We start from the raw sequence: 17,048 nt of genomic DNA on the forward strand, positions 1-17,048 counted from the left end.
CGTGGCAGATTCCGATCAGCAACAAGCTGGTACTCAGCAGCAGGACAACAATCAGGCAGCTCCGCCGGCTCAGGACAACAAGCCTGAGGTGACGGAGAGTGCTCCCGCAAAAGCTCGTCGCAAGTTCATCATTATTGCGGTGGTCATTCTGCTGGTGCTGACAGCCGGATTCTTCTATTGGCGCTCGACCTTCACAGAAGATACGGACGACGCGCAGATCGACGGCGATCTGTACCAGGTGTCAGCGCGTGTCAGCGGCCAGGTCATCAAAGTGAACGTTACTGACAACCAGAAGGTCAACATCGGCGACCCGATTGCCGAGATTGACCCGCGCGACTACCAGGTCGCACTGGAGCAGGCAGAAGCACAGCTTGCGAATGCCAAGGCAAGCTTCACCCAGGCTAACGCGAACGTGCCGATCACCAGCGTGCAGACTCGGACGCAGGTCAGCACTTCAGGCTCAGACGTTGCAACCGCCGAAGCAGCCGTCGCACAACAGCAGAAGAATGTGTCGGCAGCGCAGGCTCGCGTGGAGCAGGCAAAGGCGAACGCTCTCAAGGCTCAGCTTGACGTGGAGCGCTACACGCCGCTCGTCGCCAAGGATGTCATCAGCAAGCAGCAGTTCGATCAGGCTGTAGCGCAAGCGTCCGCGACGAACGCGGCACTGCTTGAGGCGCAGCAGAACGTGATCGCTCAGCAGGCAGGCGTCGCGCAGGCACAGTCCAAGCTGGCAAGCTCCCGCAGCGATGCGCAGCAGGCCCGTGAGAACGGTCCCAAGCAGGTGCAGGTACAGCAGGCACGTGCGCAGGCAGCGAATGCGGACATCATGACGGCGCAGGCAAAGGTGGACCAGGCGAAGCTGAACCTGAGCTACTGCCACATCACGGCACCGACCAGCGGCATCATCAACCGGAAGAACGTTGCGGTTGGCCAGAATATCTCCATCGGCCAGAACATGCTCACGATCATTCCGCTGGATAACCTCTGGGTGACCGCGAACTTCAAGGAAACGCAGTTGGAAAAGATGAAAGTTGGACAGGTCGTCAACTTCACCGTCGACGCTCTGGGCGGCCGGAAGTATCACGGTCACCTGACTCAGGTCGGTGGCGCAACGGGCTCGCGCCTGTCGCTCTTCCCACCGGAAAACGCTACCGGTAACTATGTCAAGGTGGTGCAGCGCATCCCGGTCCGTATCGACATCGATAAGGGCGAGAATGACGATCACCTGTTGCGTCCTGGCTACTCCGTCGTGCCGGATGTGGACATCAAGTAGCCCATAGTTGCGGTGAGAAAGAGGCACGGCTTCGGCCGTGCCTCTTTGTTCGCGCCGAATCGACTACACTGACTGGAACGAAGGAGTTTTGCCGCATGCCGCTGTCCGGAGAAGCAATTCGCACCATGAACTACGTCGACGACATTTCTGTGACGCTGCGGCGCATCCACGCCGTTCTGCCGTCGCTTACGCCGGAAGAGCGCGCCCGCGTTGCCGAGCACATCTCCAAGGCCGAACCCAGCTACGCTTCGGTCGTCTCGGCGATCGAGGCGAAGTAGTTGACGTCTGTAACCCCACCTTTCGAAGGTAAGAAGGGCCCGCTGACGCTCGCGCTGATTGGCGCGGGCAAGGCGGGCCGTTCGCTTGCTGCCGCGGCGATTCGTGCGGGACATCGTGTGGTGCTGGAAGACGTCATGCCGGCCAAGCTGCGCGAGGCGCTCGACGAGATACCGATCGCAGGCATGCCAGGCACGCTTGAGACTGTCACCACGGTCGAAGATGCCGTGCGCGAAGCCGACATCGCGATCGACTTCGTGCCGGATGAACTCGAGTCAAAGCTTGAGATCGTCTGCATGGTCGACCGCATGGCTCCGCCGAAGACGGTGCTCTGCATCCAGACACGCGCGCTCAACGTGACCGATCTGGCGAATTGCACGTATCGTGCTGATCGCTGCGTTGGCCTTGTGTTCGACGAGACAATTACCGTTCGTCGCGGCATCAAGACATCCGACGAGACCATGGCACTGGTGGAAGCGTTTGCTCGCTCCTGTGGCGCCGCCGTAGAAGTGCGGGACGAAGCACCGATCACGCTGTAACTAGCCGGTTCAGGAAGCCGTGGCGTCCTTGACGAACAGCGCCAGCGACTGCGCTTTCACGGTGTAAGTCTCCTGGGCTTCCGGGCTTTCTTCCATGACATCCCGATCGGTATCGAGGAGCAGTTGCCACGCGCCATTCTTCGGCAGCGTGAACGGAACGTCCTCATGGAAGTCATTCACCGCCAGGAAGAGTGATTCTGTGTGGCCTCGCTCGGCGAGCCCCGACGGACGTGCTTCGCCGTCGATCATCATGCCAAAGCACCGCGGTGCATCGCCGTTCCATCCGCTCCGCTGCGTCTCGGTAGCATCCGGCAGAAACCAGCACAGCTCACGAATGCCCGACTCGGTGTCCACTTCGTCGTGCAGGTAGCGACTGCCGCGGAGCACGGGATAGCGAAACCGCAATGCCAGCAGCTTCTTCGTGAAGGCAAGCATCGCAGCATTCGTCTCACGCTTGCTCCAGTCCACCCAGCTGATGTCGTTGTCCTGGCAGTAGGCGTTATTATTGCCGCGTTGCGTCCGCGCGAACTCGTCTCCACCCAGCATCATCGGTGTGCCGTGCGAGAGCAGCAGGGTCGCCATGAGGTTTCGCATCTGCCGGTTGCGCAGGGTGTTGATCTTGCTGTCGTCCGTTGGTCCTTCTACGCCGCAGTTCCATGAACGGTTGTCGTTGCTGCCGTCGCGATTGTCTTCGCCATTCTCGAGATTGTGCTTGTCGTTGTAGCTGACAAGGTCATTCATGGTGAAGCCATCATGCGCCGTAATGAAGTTGACGCTGGTCCACGGTCGCCGGCCGTGGTGGTCGAAGATCTCGGGCGAGCCGGTCAGTGCTTTTGCCAGCTCTGTGCTGCTGTCGCGACCGATCCAGAAGCCTCGCGAGCGATCGCGGAAGGTGTCGTTCCACTCCATCCATCCGGGTGGAAACTCGCCTACACGATAGCCTCCAGGACCAATGTCCCATGGCTCAGCGATCAGCTTCACGCGGCTCAGAACCGGATCCTGCATGACGACTTTCAGGAAGCCGCTACCTTTGTCGAAGCCATCCGGCTCGCGTGCCAGGATCGTCCCAAGGTCGAAGCGGAAACCATCGACATGCGTTTCCTGTACCCAGTAGCGCAGGCTGTCGCAGACCATTTGCAGTACGCGTGGATGATTCACATTCACCGTGTTGCCGGTGCCCGTGTCATTCACGTAGTAGCGACGATTCTCGGCATGCAGGCGATAGTAACTGGCGTTATCAATTCCCTTGAAGGACAACGTCGGACCGCGTTCGTTACCTTCCGCGGTGTGGTTGTAGACCACGTCCATCACCACTTCGAGGCAGCGCTCGTGATACTGCGCCACCATGGTCTTGAACTCCTGCAAGGCACGCTTTGGATCGGCGGCATAGCGAGGATCCGGCGCGAAGAACCCGATGGTGTTGTAGCCCCAGAAGTTCGTCAGGTTCATGTCATGCAGGTGCGACTCATCCATGAAGGTCTGAATGGGCAGCAGTTCAATCGACGTCACGCCGAGCGACTCGATATAGTCCACGACCGGCTTCGATCCCAGGCCTGCATACGTGCCGCGCAGATTCTCTGGCAGATCCGGATGCAGCTTGGTGTAACCCTTCGTATGCAGCTCATACAGCACGGTGGCATCCCACGCGACGCGGCACGTCCGTGGTGTGCTGATGCTGTCATGCCACGCGAAGTTCGGGTCGGTGACCAGGCACTTTGGCATGCAGGTGGCGCTGTCACGCGTGTCGAAGGTGGTGTCATCGCCCGTCTCGACGATGTACCCGAAGATTTCAGGTCCCCACTTCAGGCTCCCGATGTGAGCCGTTGCGTACGGATCCAGCAGCAGCTTGTTCGGGTTGAAGCGATGACCCTGGGCGGGCTCATAAGGACCGTAGACGCGATAGCCGTACGCCGTGCCGGGAGCCAGTCCCTCGACGTATACATGCCAGATGCCGTCGGTGTATTCCGGCAGCATGATGCGTTCCACCTCGTTCTCGCCCGACTCATCGAACAGGCACAGCTCAACGCGCTTGGCGTTGTCGCTGAACAGGGAGAAGTTCGTACCGCTGCCGTCCCAGGTTGCACCGCGAGGGTTTGGTGAGCCTTCGCTGATTCTGTAGCGTGATGTCTGGGTCAAAACGGTCTGTTTCCTCTGCACGTTCGGCGACTGCCGCACGGCCTTTCGTGACGTCATCCCAGTTTATGCGGATCGGGCAGGGAAGTGTGCGCTTCCTTGTCCGTCTGTCTGCCGACGGACGCTACAGCGGAAGCTGTGTGACTTCTGCCGCGGGCTTCTGGGGTTCGTCGCATTCTGCTCGCACAGCTTCGTAGCCGGCGTGCAACGCATCGAGCTCCAGGTCGCTCAGGTTCTCAATGTCGATCATCTGATTGCGAGCGCGTTTGCTGGAACGGATCAACTCATCCAGCTTCAGGTTGATCGCACGCGCATCGCGGTTCTGCGTGTTCTGAATCAGGAAGACCATCAGGAACGTGACGATCGTCGTGCCAGTGTTGATCACCAGCTGCCATGACTGGGAGTAGTGGAAGAGCGGTCCCGTTGCTGCCCAGACCACAATCAGCAGAACGGCGGCGCAAAAGGCCCATTTCGAGCCAAGCCAGCCGGAGGACGATGCAGCGAAACGGCCGAACCAGTCATTCGTGGTGCGCATGCGTACTTCTACGGGAACGTCTTCAGTCGGCACCAGTCACACCTCGCAGCTCAGCGCAGCCTGCCCTCTGCATGGATGCGCTCTGCTCGACAGTAGACTGCTCGGTGACGCCTGGAAGACGATTGCTCCATCTGCACCACCCCCCCCGTCTGTTTCCCGTAAATATTAGAAAACAAGCAAGTTGACGATTCCCGTTTTTGCAAAAATCAGATTTCAAAGGACTTACAGGCAAAAATTAGATTCGAAAGGACTTAGCTGCAGGAGGACTATCCCGTTAATTCCCCTACTTCAATTGTAGCGATTTGAGACGGGAAACCGGCCAACTCTATGTCTTGTGGAATGAGTGCTTTAGGTGCTGAGGGGCTTGACACGATTTGCGCGCGCGAAAAGAATGAGGTGGCCGGAGAATCCCGGCCACCTCGTCTCTGCTTTCCTCTTGGTTTAGCCGAGGTTCTTGATCTTCGCGCGCAGGGCCTTTGCGGCTGCGGCTGGATCGGACGCGCCGTAGATGGCAGCACCTGCAACGGCGACCGATGCGCCCGCCGCTTCTACTTCGCTGATGCGGTCCAGATTCACGCCACCGGCAACGGCAAACGGGATGTCGGCGCCGCGGCCCGCTTCCAGCAGCTTGCTGATGGAGTAGCCGGCCTCTGCCTGCTCATCGAGACCTGCATGCAGCTCCACGGACTGAACGCCCAGAGCCTTGAGCTGCTTGACGCGTGTTGCCTTGTCGAGAACGCCGATAACGTCCGCTACGATGCCCTTGTTGTGCTTCTTCGCGGAGTCGACCGCGCCGGAGATGGTGCTGTCGCCCGCTGCTGCCAGAACGCTGACCAGGTCTGCGCCTGCCTTGAAGGCCATGTCGGCTTCCAGTGCGCCTGCGTCCATTGTCTTCATGTCCGCGAAGACGATCTTGTTGGGGTAGGCAGCCTTGACGGCGGTGACGACGGCGAGACCCTCCTGCTTGATGAGCGGCGTACCCAGCTCAATGATGTCGACGTGCTCCGCGACCTTCTCCAACAACGTGAGGGCGTCCTTCGTGGACAGAAGATCGATTGCTACCTGCAGCTTCATGAAATAGTTCTCCTTCGAATTAGATGAGCGGGGGTTGCACCGGACTCTTTTCCGGTGCGCTGCGATCCGTTACTCAAGGTTGGCGTGGCGCTTCAGCAGCTCCTCCGAGCTCTGCGTGCCGGACTTCCACAGCGCGTGGAAGAGCGTGTCCATCACCAGCAGGACGGCCTGCTCAAAGAGGGAACCGGCGTACTGCTGTGAAGCGCGCTCGCCTGTGTCGGATTTCGACGCGGCGGGCAGCAGGATAATGGCATCGGCAAGCTGGCCAAGCTTTGACGCCGGCGCCGTGGTGATGGCGAGCATGCGTGCGTTGTTCTTCTTCGCCACTTCGACTGCATTCATTACCGATGTCGTCGTGCCGGAAGCAGAGGCGACGACAAGAAGATCGCCTGCGGTGATGGAGGGCGTGGTGGTTTCACCCGCAACGTAGGCCTGCAGGCCCAGGTGCATCAGGCGCATGGCAACCATCTTCAACGAGAGTCCGCTGCGACCGGCGCCGAAGAGGAAGATGCGCGGGCTGGTCAGGATCAGCTTTGCCGCGGTCTGAAGCTGGGTGGGGTCTACGGCGTCGAGGGTGGTCTGGAGTTCGTGGACGAGAAGGTTGCGAGCGGTGGTGATGTCTTCGATCTGGGGTAGGGCTTGGTGAGGCATGGGTATTGGATGCGCTACCGCGGGGTATCAGTCCCTCAGCGGCTGAAGCCGAAGCTTTGTTGAAAGAGTTATGACAGGGCTAAGCCCTGTCCCTCCGAAAGATGGTCGCTCTCTCGACTGTTGAACAACAGTGACGAGACAGGCACCGAACTGGGTGCCCCATTCACACGCGAAGCGGGTGAGTGGGTTTTCGCGGGTGAGCGAGCGAAGCGCTTCGGAGGGGCGGGGCTTTAGCCCTGCCATTACGGATACATAAACGACCCCGGCTTTAGCCACTGAGGGACGGTTGGCGTTTCGCACGGATACCCGCTCACCGCTTCGCGCATGAAGGAGCACTTGGACATCCCCCCGTCGTTGAGCACCGGGCATCTCGGCCTCGGAACTGGTGCTTCTTTACGACTTATTCGTCTATAAGTGAGAGCGGCTACACTCTTGGTAGAGAGGCGCGATGCAGAAGACACAACATCGATCGATGGGCCGTTGGTTTCTTGCGGCGGGTCTGTTGCTGTTCGGCCTCTTCCTGAGTGGGTTCTCGTGCCCTGGCAACATTCCCGATCATCTGCCGGCGCGGGCTGAGGCTCGTGCTGCATCCGCGCAGCAGTCGCTGCGGCGGCAGTCGGTTCGTGCCGAGATCAAGGTGGAGCAGGCGAAGGCCGCTCCAATGCTGGCGATGCTGCTCTCGCTGGTGCCGGCGCGACCGCACGCGCCCTCAGACGCCGTTGTCGTGGTGGCGACGACGAGTGACAGCAGCCTCTGGCTGATGCCATACATGTTCCGTCCACCTCCTGCAAACATCCTCGTTCGGTAGCGATCTGCTTCGGCCCACTTTGGTGCCAGGGCATGCGTGACCCGCGGAGCGCCCGCTCCGCAAGACAGCGGCGATGAGCCGCCGAGGAACTACATCTATGCAGACGAATCCTGTTGGGATGACGAATGGATATCGCGCGCCGAGGACGGCGAGCGCGGCGAATGATCGCGCGGATTTGCTGGACGCGATGGTGGAACATCGGAACTATCTGAATCGAGTAGCGTTCTCGATCCTGCGCCATGCGGAGGACGCCGAGGATGCGGTGCAGGCGGCCTACCTGTCGGCGTGGACGGGGTGGGCATCGTTTCGCCAGCAGTCGTCGCTGAAGACGTGGCTGACGACGATTGTGATGAACAAGGCGCTGACCGAAGTGCGGAAGCGGCGGCAGACGTGCCTGTCGATGGATGCGGACCCGTTGCTGATGGCGGATGCCGAGTGGCAGTTATCCGTGGGGCAGGTGACGCCGGAGCAGCATGTGATCCGCGAGCAGAGTGTGCGGCGGTTGCAGGAGCGGATGGCGCGATTGCCGCAGCCTACGCGAACCATCGTGATGCTGCGGTTCGGGCAGGACCTGAGTCTGGAAGAGGTTGCGCTGAGCAGCGGGACGACGCGGTCGTCGGTGAACTGGCATTTGTCGCGTGGGTGTAAGGCTTTGCGGAAGAGTGTGGCCCGACGGCGGATGTTGATTTGAGAGGGCGGCCGGGATGTTGGGGTCTTCAGCCGTTATTCGCGCTTTGCGCGAAGGCCCCCCTCATCCGCTTTGCGTAGGCATGGGGCACCCGGCATCCAGGCGGACTGAAGGTCCGCGACTTCCCAGCCCAGGGCGAAGCCCTGGGGCCGTACCAACAAATCCCGATTAGCGGGCTGAAAGGCCCGCGACAAGATGTGCGTGGAAACCCGGACACATCGCTCATAAGCGCTCGCAAGGGAACTACGGATGCGGATGGAAGACTGACCGGAGCAGGAAGGCGATGCCGTTCCATGAGATCTGCACGCCGATGCAGAGCAGGATGAAGCCCATGACGCGCATGATGCCGTGCGCGGTTGCAGGTGGGATCGCCTTGGTGATGCGGGCTGCGTAGGCGTAACAGAAGTAGACGGCGGCGCTGAGAACGAGGATGGCGAGGAAGAGTCCGAGATGAGCGAGCAGGGCAGCGGTGCCGTGGTCGCCGGAGAAGCGTGCGCTCAATGTGAGCAGCACGACGAGCGTGCCCGGGCCTGAGGTGACGGGAAAGGTGAAGGGATAGAAGGCCTTCTCCTGCAGATTGACGAGCGCGTAGTCCGAGCCCCGCAGGGCTTGTTCGCTTCCCAGTTGGGCTTCTTCCTTTTTGGTGTCGGCCAGCGCCTGTGAGTCCTTCGCATTGAGGACTCCCCAGCCAATCGCCGCGATCACAAGGCCTCCGGAGACCTGAACGATGGGCAGCGAGATGCCGAAGAAGTGCAGAATCGCCGAGCCAAGCAGTTCAAAGATGCAGAGGAAGATGATGTTGTTGATAGCGATCTTGCGGGCGAGCGCGCGATAGACGCCCGACGGCACCTGCCCGACCAACCCGAGGAAGACCAGGGATGAGCCGAGTGGGTTGATCAGGGGTAGCAGGGCCGTGAAGGCTATGAGAAATGAATTCCAGACGGGCAAGGATCTTTCCCTCGGGTATGATCGTACCGCTTTCGCGATGTAGTGCCCGTCCATCCGCTTTGCAGGATGGGAACCCGGTTGTGAGGCACCCAGATTGGCAGCGATGGTAAGTTGTTGCCATGCCGGAAACGTCAATACCGTATCTCAATACCACGACGGCTCACAAGCACTCTAGGCATCATCGTGCTGAGTTGGAGCGGTCGGAAGTTTGTGGCTGCTTCTATTGCCTTTCGATCTACCCGCCCACTCAGATTGTCGAGTGGATCGATGATGGGCAGACAGCGATCTGCGCGAAGTGTCCAGTGGATTCGGTGATTGGGTCTGCTTCGGGGTGTCCGATCACCGCTGAATTCCTTGAGCTTATGCACTCACACTGGTTCTGACCGGCCGTTTCACTCGGCGGCTGAAGCATTGCCCCACGGTCTGCGCTTCGCGCGAATTCCCATGCGAAACACAAGATAGATCGGCCACATTTAGGCACCTACTTGCTTGATCCAATCGCGGATCACGGACCCGACCCTTTCGAGGTCCGCGTTTGCGAGTTCACCGCTATGCATGATGACGTTTCGGGACCGCTCTAACGTGCTGATGATGTGCCGCACCCAATCTATCTCACGAAGATGAACCTCAAACTTTTCCCAATTTTGCGAGATTATCGCGGTGAGGTCTCCAAACTCCGTGTAGTTCAGGAGTTGATCCCCACGTGGAGTATGCCAACGGACTTTCGCCTCTTCCTCGCGCCTGCTCTCAGCTTTCTTACGGATGCGCTCGCTGACGCAATTCTGCCACCAATTCTCTCCATCGGATTCAAGAAGTCTCTTCAAAACGAACTCTCGAACTCCGTTTTCGAACGCTGCGATCGCCGTATAAGCAGTCGCCATCCGGCGAGCTCGCAAAACAAATTCGGGATCTAGTGTTTCCAGTGCGACGCTTCGTGCCACGCCTTGATCGAGATTAGGAGAGCGTGCGGACCTAAGCTCTCTTTGCGTGCCATCGAGTGCTTGCTCAGTAAGCAAGCCGCGGAATGCAAATGCGTAAAGCTGGTCATCCATTGGAACTGACCAAGTGCTTTCGGAGACTCTCGAAGATTGCGTCGAACACCGCTGGATCTCTAGTATCGGGTAGGACCACCTGAATGTTGTAGTGAAGTTCTCGAAGATTCAGCTGTGGCGAAGAGTTACTCTTCGCTGCAATTGCGGGCTTCTCCTTTTCGGTGACGTCTTGCGCATGCTCGACCGGTGCGGTAGCAAGTGGAGGCGGTGTAGCTATCGGTTCCCAAGACGCGAGGTCGGCTACAGACTTGAAGGTCTTCGCCATGAGGCCGAGTACATTGTCCGAATATTGACCTTGCGTAAGTGTCCGGAACTTATTCTTGAGTTCATCCGCGGAGAGTTCGTGGGCCTTTGTATTGACCGCAAAGAGTTCTCCATAGGTTCTCGAAGGCCCTCGGCCAATATCTCTCCCGATCGGCTTTGGTCCAAGAATTCGAAGTATCTCTTGGTCGGAACACCTGAATCGTCAATCAGACCCAGTGCCTTCAAAAGGCCTATAAATAATCGGTCGTTTGAACTGTTGAACTCGAGATTCTTAAGAAAGGTACTGTTCACACGCTCAGGAGCCTTGGCACTTTTTAAAGCGTTAAGGAATTCCTCTAAGTTCTTCGTCGTTATGAGATAGGAGCTCGGGAGTGGCATTTAATCCTCGAGCGCAGCTTATCAACGCACTAGTCACATGCATAGCCTTTATTTAGCGTCGCGCCAGTTGGGGCCTTTGCCCACTTCAGCGACGATTGGGATGGAGAGCGATAGGACGCTCTCCATTTCGTGTTTTACGAGGGCGGTTACGGTCGCGGCTTCTGCTTCGGGGGCGTCGAAGAGGAGTTCGTCGTGGACCTGGAGGGTCATGCGGGTGGCTAGTTTCTGGTCGCGCAGGGCCTGGTCGATGCGGAGCATGGCGACCTTGATCATGTCGGCGGCGGTGCCTTGCAGCGGGGTGTTGACGGCGGTGCGTTCGGCGAAGCCTCGCATGTTGGGGTTGCGGGACTGGATGTCGGGGATGGGGCGGCTGCGGCCGAAGAGTGTGGTTACTTTGCCCGTTTCGCGAACGGTCGCGAGTGTCTCGTTGATAAAGTTCTGCACGCCCTTGTAGCGGTCGAAGTAAGTCTCGATGTAAGTGCGTGCTTCCTTTTGATCGATGCCAAGTTGTGCGGCGAGCCCAAAAGGCGAGATGCCGTAGACGATGCCGAAGTTGACGGCCTTGGCGCGGGCGCGAGTTTCTTTCGACATGGTGACGGGGTCGACGCCGAAGACCTCGCTGGCGGTGAGTGTGTGGATGTCGATGTCGTTGCGGTAGGCGTGGAGGAGCAGCGGGTCCTGCGAGAAATGCGCCATGAGGCGCAGCTCGATCTGCGAGTAGTCGGCGGAGAGGATGACGTTGCCGGGTGCCGCGATGAAGGCGGCGCGGATCTCGCGGCCAAGCTCGGTGCGGACGGGGATGTTCTGCAGGTTGGGCTGCGTGGAGGAGAGGCGGCCGGTGGCGGTGCCCACCTGATTGAACGTCGTATGGACGCGGCCTTCGCTATCGGCGAGTTGCGGCAGCTGCTCGGTGTAGTTGCTGCGGAGCTTGGCGAGCTGGCGGTACTCGAGGACGAGGCGCGGCGCTTCGTGGTGTTCGGCGAGCTCTTCGAGCACATCCTGCGCGGTGGAGACGACTTTGCCCTTGCCGTACTTCATCGGCTTGGGCAGTTCCATCTTGCCGAAGAGGACTTCGCCGAGCTGCTTGGGCGAGTTGATGTTAAAGGTCATGCCGGCCATCTCGTGGATGCGGCTGGCCAAGTCGTCCATCATGACGGCGAGTCGCGAGTTCTGCGTGCGCAGTAAGTCGCTGTCGATACGGACGCCGGCCTGTTCCATGCGGAGTAACACCGGGACTAACGGTAAGTCGATTTCGTTGTAAGTCTTGTCTAACTCGCCTTCGGCAATTTGTGTCTTGAGGATGGGCTTGAGTTGGAAGACGGCTGCCGCAGCTTCGGGCAGGATGTGATCAGGTGCGACCTGCTTCTTTTCGACGACGGTGAGTGCGCGGTCGTTGAAGCGAGCGGCGACGTCCGAGAGCTTGTGCGAGCCGTGCGTGGGGTTAACGAGGTAGCTGTAGAGCATGACGTCGTCGCGCACGCCTGCGATGGGCAGGTTGGCAAGTTCGCAGGTGCGGAGGACTGCCTTGAGGTCGTGGACGGTCTTGGGGATGGCAGGGTCGGCGAGGGCCTTGCGGATGGGCTCGGCGAGATCGCTGCGGAGGTCGAGGAGCATGGCGGTGTCGGCGGTGGCGGTGATGCCGATGGGAAGCGGCTCAGTCTGCGGCGCGGCGAAGGGCTTTGGCTGCGGTTCTTCTGCGGGAGCGCCGAAGAGATCCATGTTGGTGGCGATGGGGTCTTCCGCGGGTGCTTCGGGATCGGTCTCGGCTTCTGCGCCGGACTCCTCGGCGAGTGCTTGCTTGTCTTCGGGGAAGAAGAGGGTCAGGCCGGTGTCGCCACTGGCTGCTGCGAGAAGCGCAGTGATGTCCCTGGCGGTTGGCTTCAGGATGTAGTCGACGTGGGCGGCTTCGGGGCTGGGGAGGTCCTTGAGCAGCGTCGTGAATTCCAGCTCGGTGTAGAGGCTGCGGAGCTCGGCGAGGTTGGCTTCGCCTGCGGTGCTCATGGCCTCGATGGAGTAATCCACGGGAAGATTGCAGTGGATGGTAACGAGATCCTTGGACAACATGACGGTGTCGCGGTTGTTCTGCAGTGATTCGCGCTGCCGCTTGCCCTTGATGCTGTCGGGGTTGTCGCGGGCGGCGTCGAGCGCGGCTTCGACCGAGCCCCATTGCTGAATGAGTTCAACGGAGCCCTTATCGCCGATGCCGGGCGCGCCGGGAATGTTGTCGATGCTGTCGCCGCGCAGGGCCATGACGTCGATGACCTGCCTGGGCGGAACGCCGAGCACCTCTTCGACCTTCGCGGGGTCGAGGATCAGGTTGTCCTTCGTGGGGTTCAGGATGGAGACGTTCTCGTTCACGAGCTGCATCATGTCCTTGTCGGACGAGACGATGTAGACGTGGTGCCCCTGCTCGGCGAGGCGGCAGGAGAGCGTGCCGATCACATCGTCGGCTTCGAAGCCTTCATGGTGAAGGATGGGGATGCCGAAGGCTTCAAGCGCGCGGCGGATGTAGGGCTGCTGCTGCGTCAGGTCGGGTGGTGTTTCGCTGCGGGTGGCCTTGTAACCGGCGTAGTCGATCTCGTCGAACTGCTGGGTCTTGATGTTGAACTTGCGGATGGTCTTCATGGCCGCAGCGGCTTCGTTGCGGTGCACGGGCGCGCCCCCCTCGTAGATGGCTGCGAGGTAGTGCGGGGCGAAGTCCTGCCGCAGCTTGTTGATCATATTGATGAAGACATAGGTCGCCGCGGTGGGGATGCCGGTGCGCGTGGACATGGGCCGCGACCGCTGCATGGCGTGATAGGCGCGGAAGACGAAGGCCATGGTGTCAAGCAGGTATACGGGCGGCTTTTGTTCGGTCGGCATGGACTTCTAGTATCTCGCTTTGCGGCTGTGAATGGGGCTGATTGGGCCCGCTGTGACGATTTGTGAAGACTACTGACAGTACGGTGTCAGCAGGATGTCTCTACGCTGGCAGAGATGTCCAGGAGCATTGCAATGGCAACGAAGCAAGAAGCGTGGAATTTGTACGAACGGTATGTGCAGGCTTGGGCGGCAATCCCCCGGGAGGAGCGTGCGGCGATTGCCGACGAGGTGCTTGCCGACGATCTTCATTACTTCACTCCTCAGGTAGAGGGCAGCCGCGAAGCCGCGATTGCGGATATGCAGGGATTCCAGGAGAAGTTTCCGGGAGGGCGTTTCGATGTGGAGGATGGCTCCGTTCATCACGACGTTGCGTTGTTCACATGGGTGCTGGTGCAGTCGGATGGAACAAAGCTGGTGAAGGGGCACGATCAGATTCGCATCTCCGCGGAGGGCAAGATCGCCGCTCTGATCACCTTCGCGCCTTCCACTCCGAAGCCGTAGTGGTATTCGCCAGGCAAATGGGCCAGGCAGCGTCTGCTGCCTGGCCCTTTGCTGTTCTACCTGCCTGTCTTCGCGCTTTTCTTCGCTGATTTCTTATTCGCGCCTGATGCCAGCAGAGCGGCGATGGCTGTGCCGATGGGCGAGCCGAGACCGGTGCAGGCGTCCCATCCTGCTCCCGCTTTGTAGGCTCCGTTGTTGCCCTGCGTGATATCGCGAAACGCCTTCGCGCCCTTCGCCGCGTAGATCTTTGGCTGGATGAGTCCTGCGGCGGACTTGTTCCTCGCGTTGCAGACGGCGATCAGGCCCGCCCACAGCGGAGCGACGGCGCTGGTGCCGCCAATGACCATGGTCTGGCCGTCGACGCGGATCTGGTAGCCGGTCGTAGGGTCGGCGTCGCCGCTCACGTCGGGCACGCCGCGTCCCTTCCTGGTGGCAGCGATGCCTGCCTGCCAGGCGGGCTGCGGGAAGGCTGTGCTGATGCCACCGCCGGTTGCACCTTCGTTGTTGGCAGTCTCGTTCCAGACGACCTCGGAGGTGATCGCGTTGTTCGCTGCGACGAGCTTTGTTCCGCCGCATGCCAGCACGTTGGGGCTGCTGGCGGGGAAGTCGACGTGGTTGGCGCCGTCACTTACGCCGTCCGCCGAGCCGTTATCGCCGGCCGCGACGGTCACGGTAATGCCGAGAGCGGCTGCGGCTTTGCATGCGGTGTCCAGCGCGTTGCGAGCCTGCGCGGTCCAGCTCGATTCCGGTCCACCCCAGCTAACGGAGATGACCGTCGGCTTGTTGGTGGTGTCATGTGTCGCGGTCGTAATGGCATCCACGAAGCCCTGGTCGGTGTTTGGTGCAAAGTAGACGGCAATGTTTGCGCCCGGCGCGACGGCAGCGGCGACTTCGATGTCGAGCATGACCTCACCGTCGGCACCGTCGGCGGTGCTGGGGGAGTTCTTTCCGCCGTCAACTGGTACTGCGACCACCTTCGGCGCGGCTACGCCGATGGATTTGAAGTAGGCCGTGATGTCTGCCGTCCGGTAGCCGCCACCCAACTCGATGAGTGCGATGGTCTGCCCTGCCGCGGAAGCTCCCGCGGGGAAGCTGTAGAGCTTCGCCAGTTGCGGTGGTGTGAAAGAGGAGGATACGGCGCGAGGCCGAGCCACGCGAAAGTGGGGCGATGCCTGCGGACGATCGTCGAGTCCAAGGACGGCCTGCACATGCTGCAGCAGCGACTGCGGCAGGGTGATCTGACCCTCGCGAATGCGAAACGTGGTCTCACCATCCGTGTGCTGGTGCAGCGCGATGCCGAAGGCCTTCTGCATGTCGGCGACCGTGCCCGTGAGTTGAATGGTGCGGCGAGCGGGGTCAGACTTTGGCGTGAGGCCGTAGGCCTTTGCGAAGGCTGTGACGGCTTTGACTGCGGCTGGGGCGGCTCCGTGTGCGGCTTTGAACTGTGCGCGGGTGAGGTGCTTGCCCGCGACGGCGGACGCCGGGATTGGTTTCGCGCAGTGCACAATCACGGACACGCTGATGCGCTTGCGTGCGCCGGCCGCGACCTTCGGCTGCACCGCGGCGCGGCGTTTCCCGGTTGGTGCCATGGGAGTCCTGTCGCTGCCGGGGAGGGGAACTCGCGCTTCGGTCAGGTAGTTGAGGGCGGGGACGCGGGCGGCACTCTTCGTGGTTTTGGACATGGCAGGCTCCTGCTTTTTGAGATGCCTTGTCTTCCTGCCTGATGTGATGGCGGCGCGATAAGACGAGCTTGTCTGAGAGAAGGGGGCGCTTTGTGTCGCATCAGACTGAGCAGTTCGCGCGTACGCGACTAGTCCACCCTTTCGCGATGAAGCCGCGAAAGAATCGAGCACCCGTGCTTCTGTCCTTGCGAGAAGCGCCTAGCTTAGGAACATGCAATCGCCGTAGGAGAAGAAGCGATAGTGCTTGTGCACGGCGTGTTCGTACGCGGCAAGAACCTTCTCGCGGCCACCTGTTCCCGCGAAAGCGCTTACCAGCATCAGCAGGGTCGACTTGGGCAGGTGGAAGTTCGTGAGCAGGGCATCGACCAGCGCGAAGCGGTGTCCTGGCTGCAGGAAGATGCTGGTGCTGCCGGAGTGTGCGTGGACCTGGTTCGTCGCGGCCACATGTTCCAGCGTTCGCGTCGTGGTGGTGCCGACGGAGACGATACGCCTGCCTTCGGCTTTGGCGCGGAGGATCGCGTCGGCGGTGACGCCGGGCAGCGTGTAGTGCTCCTCATGCAGGCGGATGTCTGCGAGAGTATCCGCGCGCACGGGCTGGAAGGTGCCGAGACCGACGTGGAGGGTGACGTGTGCCGTCTCCACGCCACGTTGCTTGATCTGCTGCAGGATCTCCGGTGTGAAGTGCAGACCGGCGGTGGGTGCTGCGGCGGACCCGTGGGTGTCGGCGCCGGCGTAGACCGTCTGGTAGCGATCGCGGTCTTCCGGCTCGTCGTCGCTACGGCGGATGTAGGGCGGCAACGGCATGTGGCCGAGGCGATCAAGTGTGCCGAAGAAGTCGGCTGCGGGTGCGAACTGGAGGGTTCGTTCGCCGAAGTCGCCGGCTTCGATGACGTCGGCTTCCAGGTGGGCCGCAGGCTGTCGGTCCTGCGTCTCAGAGGCAAGATGTGGAGCACCCGATTCGCTGGCTTGCTCAAAGAGGAGACGTTCGCCGACGGGGACTTTGCGACCGGGTTTCACCAGGGCACGCCAGCGGCCTTCGCCGAGTGGCTGGGTCAGCAAAACTTCGACGTGGCCTGTGGGCGCGGGGGAGTTGTGCTGGGTGCGCAGGCCCGCTCGTCGTGCAAAGAGCCGTGCCGGAATCACGCGGCTGTCATTCATCACCAGCAGATCGCCGGGCCGCAGCATGGAGGGGAAATCGCGGAAGTGCCGGTCGGCGAGTGCACCGGAGGTGCGGTCCACCGTCATCATGCGAGAGTCGCCGCGTTCCGCCGGTGGGTGTTGCGCGATGAGTTCCGGGGGAAGGTCGAAGTCGAAGTCAGTTACGCGCACAGTCTCATTGTAAGTAGCTCGCGTTCTTCGGCTCAGTGAGTCATATCATCACTTC

General features: G+C 60.7%; 15 protein-coding genes and 1 pseudogene. 6 read left to right on the forward strand and 10 right to left on the reverse strand.

Annotated features, from left to right (window positions below; all coding sequences use genetic code 11):
• Position 1 precedes the first annotated feature (1 nt).
• From BLW03_RS18090 to BLW03_RS18100, 3 genes are all read left to right on the forward strand, one after another.
• Positions 2-1,273: an HlyD family secretion protein gene (locus tag BLW03_RS18090; RefSeq protein WP_074656135.1), complete on the forward strand. Its 1,272-nt coding sequence runs from the start codon at positions 2-4 to the stop codon at positions 1,271-1,273.
• A 95-nt stretch (positions 1,274-1,368) separates the two neighbouring features.
• On the forward strand, positions 1,369-1,551 hold the full coding sequence (locus BLW03_RS18095) for a hypothetical protein (RefSeq protein WP_074655398.1): 183 nt from the start codon (positions 1,369-1,371) through the stop codon (positions 1,549-1,551).
• The gene (locus BLW03_RS18100; protein ID WP_074655399.1) at positions 1,552-2,088 is read left to right on the forward strand and encodes a 3-hydroxyacyl-CoA dehydrogenase NAD-binding domain-containing protein; all 537 of its coding nucleotides are present in this window, start codon (positions 1,552-1,554) and stop codon (positions 2,086-2,088) included.
• A gap of 9 nt (positions 2,089-2,097) precedes the next feature.
• Here BLW03_RS18100 and glgX read toward each other — a convergent pair whose 3' ends face one another.
• From glgX to hxlB, 4 genes are all read right to left on the reverse strand, one after another.
• A complete protein-coding gene (gene glgX / locus BLW03_RS18105; protein WP_083350632.1) occupies positions 2,098-4,281 on the reverse strand; it encodes a glycogen debranching protein GlgX in 2,184 nt (727 codons plus the stop codon).
• Between the two features lie 64 nt (positions 4,282-4,345).
• Positions 4,346-4,789 (reverse strand): low affinity iron permease family protein, encoded by a 444-nt coding sequence (locus BLW03_RS18110; RefSeq protein ID WP_244502151.1) that lies wholly within the window; start codon positions 4,787-4,789, stop codon positions 4,346-4,348.
• 408 nt (positions 4,790-5,197) lie between these two features.
• Entirely contained in the window at positions 5,198-5,830 is a 633-nt protein-coding gene (gene hxlA / locus BLW03_RS18115; RefSeq protein ID WP_074655401.1) for a 3-hexulose-6-phosphate synthase, read from the reverse strand.
• A gap of 69 nt (positions 5,831-5,899) precedes the next feature.
• Positions 5,900-6,481, reverse strand: a complete 582-nt coding sequence (gene hxlB, locus BLW03_RS18120) for a 6-phospho-3-hexuloisomerase (RefSeq protein ID WP_074655402.1) — start codon at positions 6,479-6,481, stop codon at positions 5,900-5,902.
• A 448-nt stretch (positions 6,482-6,929) separates the two neighbouring features.
• Here hxlB and BLW03_RS18125 point away from each other — a divergent pair, with 448 nt between their 5' ends.
• Positions 6,930-7,289, forward strand: a complete 360-nt coding sequence (locus BLW03_RS18125) for a hypothetical protein (RefSeq protein WP_139285250.1) — start codon at positions 6,930-6,932, stop codon at positions 7,287-7,289.
• A 97-nt stretch (positions 7,290-7,386) separates the two neighbouring features.
• Positions 7,387-7,980, forward strand: coding sequence for an RNA polymerase sigma factor (locus tag BLW03_RS18130; protein WP_074655404.1), 594 nt, complete (start codon positions 7,387-7,389; stop codon positions 7,978-7,980).
• 240 nt (positions 7,981-8,220) lie between these two features.
• Here BLW03_RS18130 and BLW03_RS18135 read toward each other — a convergent pair whose 3' ends face one another.
• The 4 genes and pseudogenes from BLW03_RS18135 to polA all read right to left on the reverse strand — a co-directional run bounded on the left by BLW03_RS18135 (position 8,221) and on the right by polA (position 13,481).
• Positions 8,221-8,925 (reverse strand): MarC family protein, encoded by a 705-nt coding sequence (locus tag BLW03_RS18135; protein WP_074655405.1) that lies wholly within the window; start codon positions 8,923-8,925, stop codon positions 8,221-8,223.
• A 473-nt stretch (positions 8,926-9,398) separates the two neighbouring features.
• Positions 9,399-9,977: a Swt1 family HEPN domain-containing protein gene (locus tag BLW03_RS18145; RefSeq protein ID WP_074655407.1), complete on the reverse strand. Its 579-nt coding sequence runs from the start codon at positions 9,975-9,977 to the stop codon at positions 9,399-9,401.
• A pseudogene (locus BLW03_RS21375) lies at positions 9,970-10,619 on the reverse strand (DUF5343 domain-containing protein). Before BLW03_RS21375 ends, BLW03_RS18145 begins: the two are co-directional and overlap by 8 nt.
• 48 nt (positions 10,620-10,667) lie before the next feature.
• Positions 10,668-13,481 carry a DNA polymerase I gene (polA, locus tag BLW03_RS18155; RefSeq protein ID WP_074655409.1) on the reverse strand — a complete coding sequence of 938 codons (2,814 nt, stop codon included), beginning with the start codon at positions 13,479-13,481 and terminating at the stop codon, positions 10,668-10,670.
• 132 nt (positions 13,482-13,613) lie between these two features.
• Here polA and BLW03_RS18160 point away from each other — a divergent pair, with 132 nt between their 5' ends.
• On the forward strand, positions 13,614-13,982 hold the full coding sequence (locus BLW03_RS18160; protein WP_074655410.1) for a nuclear transport factor 2 family protein: 369 nt from the start codon (positions 13,614-13,616) through the stop codon (positions 13,980-13,982).
• Positions 13,983-14,038: 56 nt separating this feature from the next.
• Here the strand turns inward: BLW03_RS18160 and BLW03_RS18165 are convergent, their stop codons facing one another.
• Together BLW03_RS18165 and queA are read right to left on the reverse strand one after the other, a co-directional pair.
• Positions 14,039-15,664 (reverse strand): S53 family peptidase, encoded by a 1,626-nt coding sequence (locus tag BLW03_RS18165; protein WP_074655411.1) that lies wholly within the window; start codon positions 15,662-15,664, stop codon positions 14,039-14,041.
• A gap of 198 nt (positions 15,665-15,862) precedes the next feature.
• Positions 15,863-16,993, reverse strand: coding sequence for a tRNA preQ1(34) S-adenosylmethionine ribosyltransferase-isomerase QueA (queA, locus tag BLW03_RS18170; protein ID WP_074655412.1), 1,131 nt, complete (start codon positions 16,991-16,993; stop codon positions 15,863-15,865).
• Positions 16,994-17,048 lie beyond the last annotated feature (55 nt).

This window comes from Terriglobus roseus (genome assembly GCF_900105625.1).
Taxonomy (GTDB): domain Bacteria; phylum Acidobacteriota; class Terriglobia; order Terriglobales; family Acidobacteriaceae; genus Terriglobus; species Terriglobus roseus_B.

Bases quoted from the DNA above. Each gene is read 5' to 3' on its own strand.
- BLW03_RS18165 (WP_074655411.1), bottom strand. From the start codon at position 15,664: ATGTCCAAAACCACGAAGAGTGCCGCCCGCGTCCCCGCCCTCAACTAC.
- hxlA (WP_074655401.1), bottom strand. From the start codon at position 5,830: ATGAAGCTGCAGGTAGCAATCGATCTTCTGTCCACGAAGGACGCCCTC.
- BLW03_RS18130 (WP_074655404.1), top strand. From the start codon at position 7,387: ATGCAGACGAATCCTGTTGGGATGACGAATGGATATCGCGCGCCGAGG.
- hxlB (WP_074655402.1), bottom strand. From the start codon at position 6,481: ATGCCTCACCAAGCCCTACCCCAGATCGAAGACATCACCACCGCTCGC.
- polA (WP_074655409.1), bottom strand. From the start codon at position 13,481: ATGCCGACCGAACAAAAGCCGCCCGTATACCTGCTTGACACCATGGCC.
- BLW03_RS18125 (WP_139285250.1), top strand. From the start codon at position 6,930: ATGCAGAAGACACAACATCGATCGATGGGCCGTTGGTTTCTTGCGGCG.
- glgX (WP_083350632.1), bottom strand. From the start codon at position 4,281: ATGACGTCACGAAAGGCCGTGCGGCAGTCGCCGAACGTGCAGAGGAAA.
- BLW03_RS18095 (WP_074655398.1), top strand. From the start codon at position 1,369: ATGCCGCTGTCCGGAGAAGCAATTCGCACCATGAACTACGTCGACGAC.
- BLW03_RS18160 (WP_074655410.1), top strand. From the start codon at position 13,614: ATGGCAACGAAGCAAGAAGCGTGGAATTTGTACGAACGGTATGTGCAG.
- BLW03_RS18145 (WP_074655407.1), bottom strand. From the start codon at position 9,977: ATGGATGACCAGCTTTACGCATTTGCATTCCGCGGCTTGCTTACTGAG.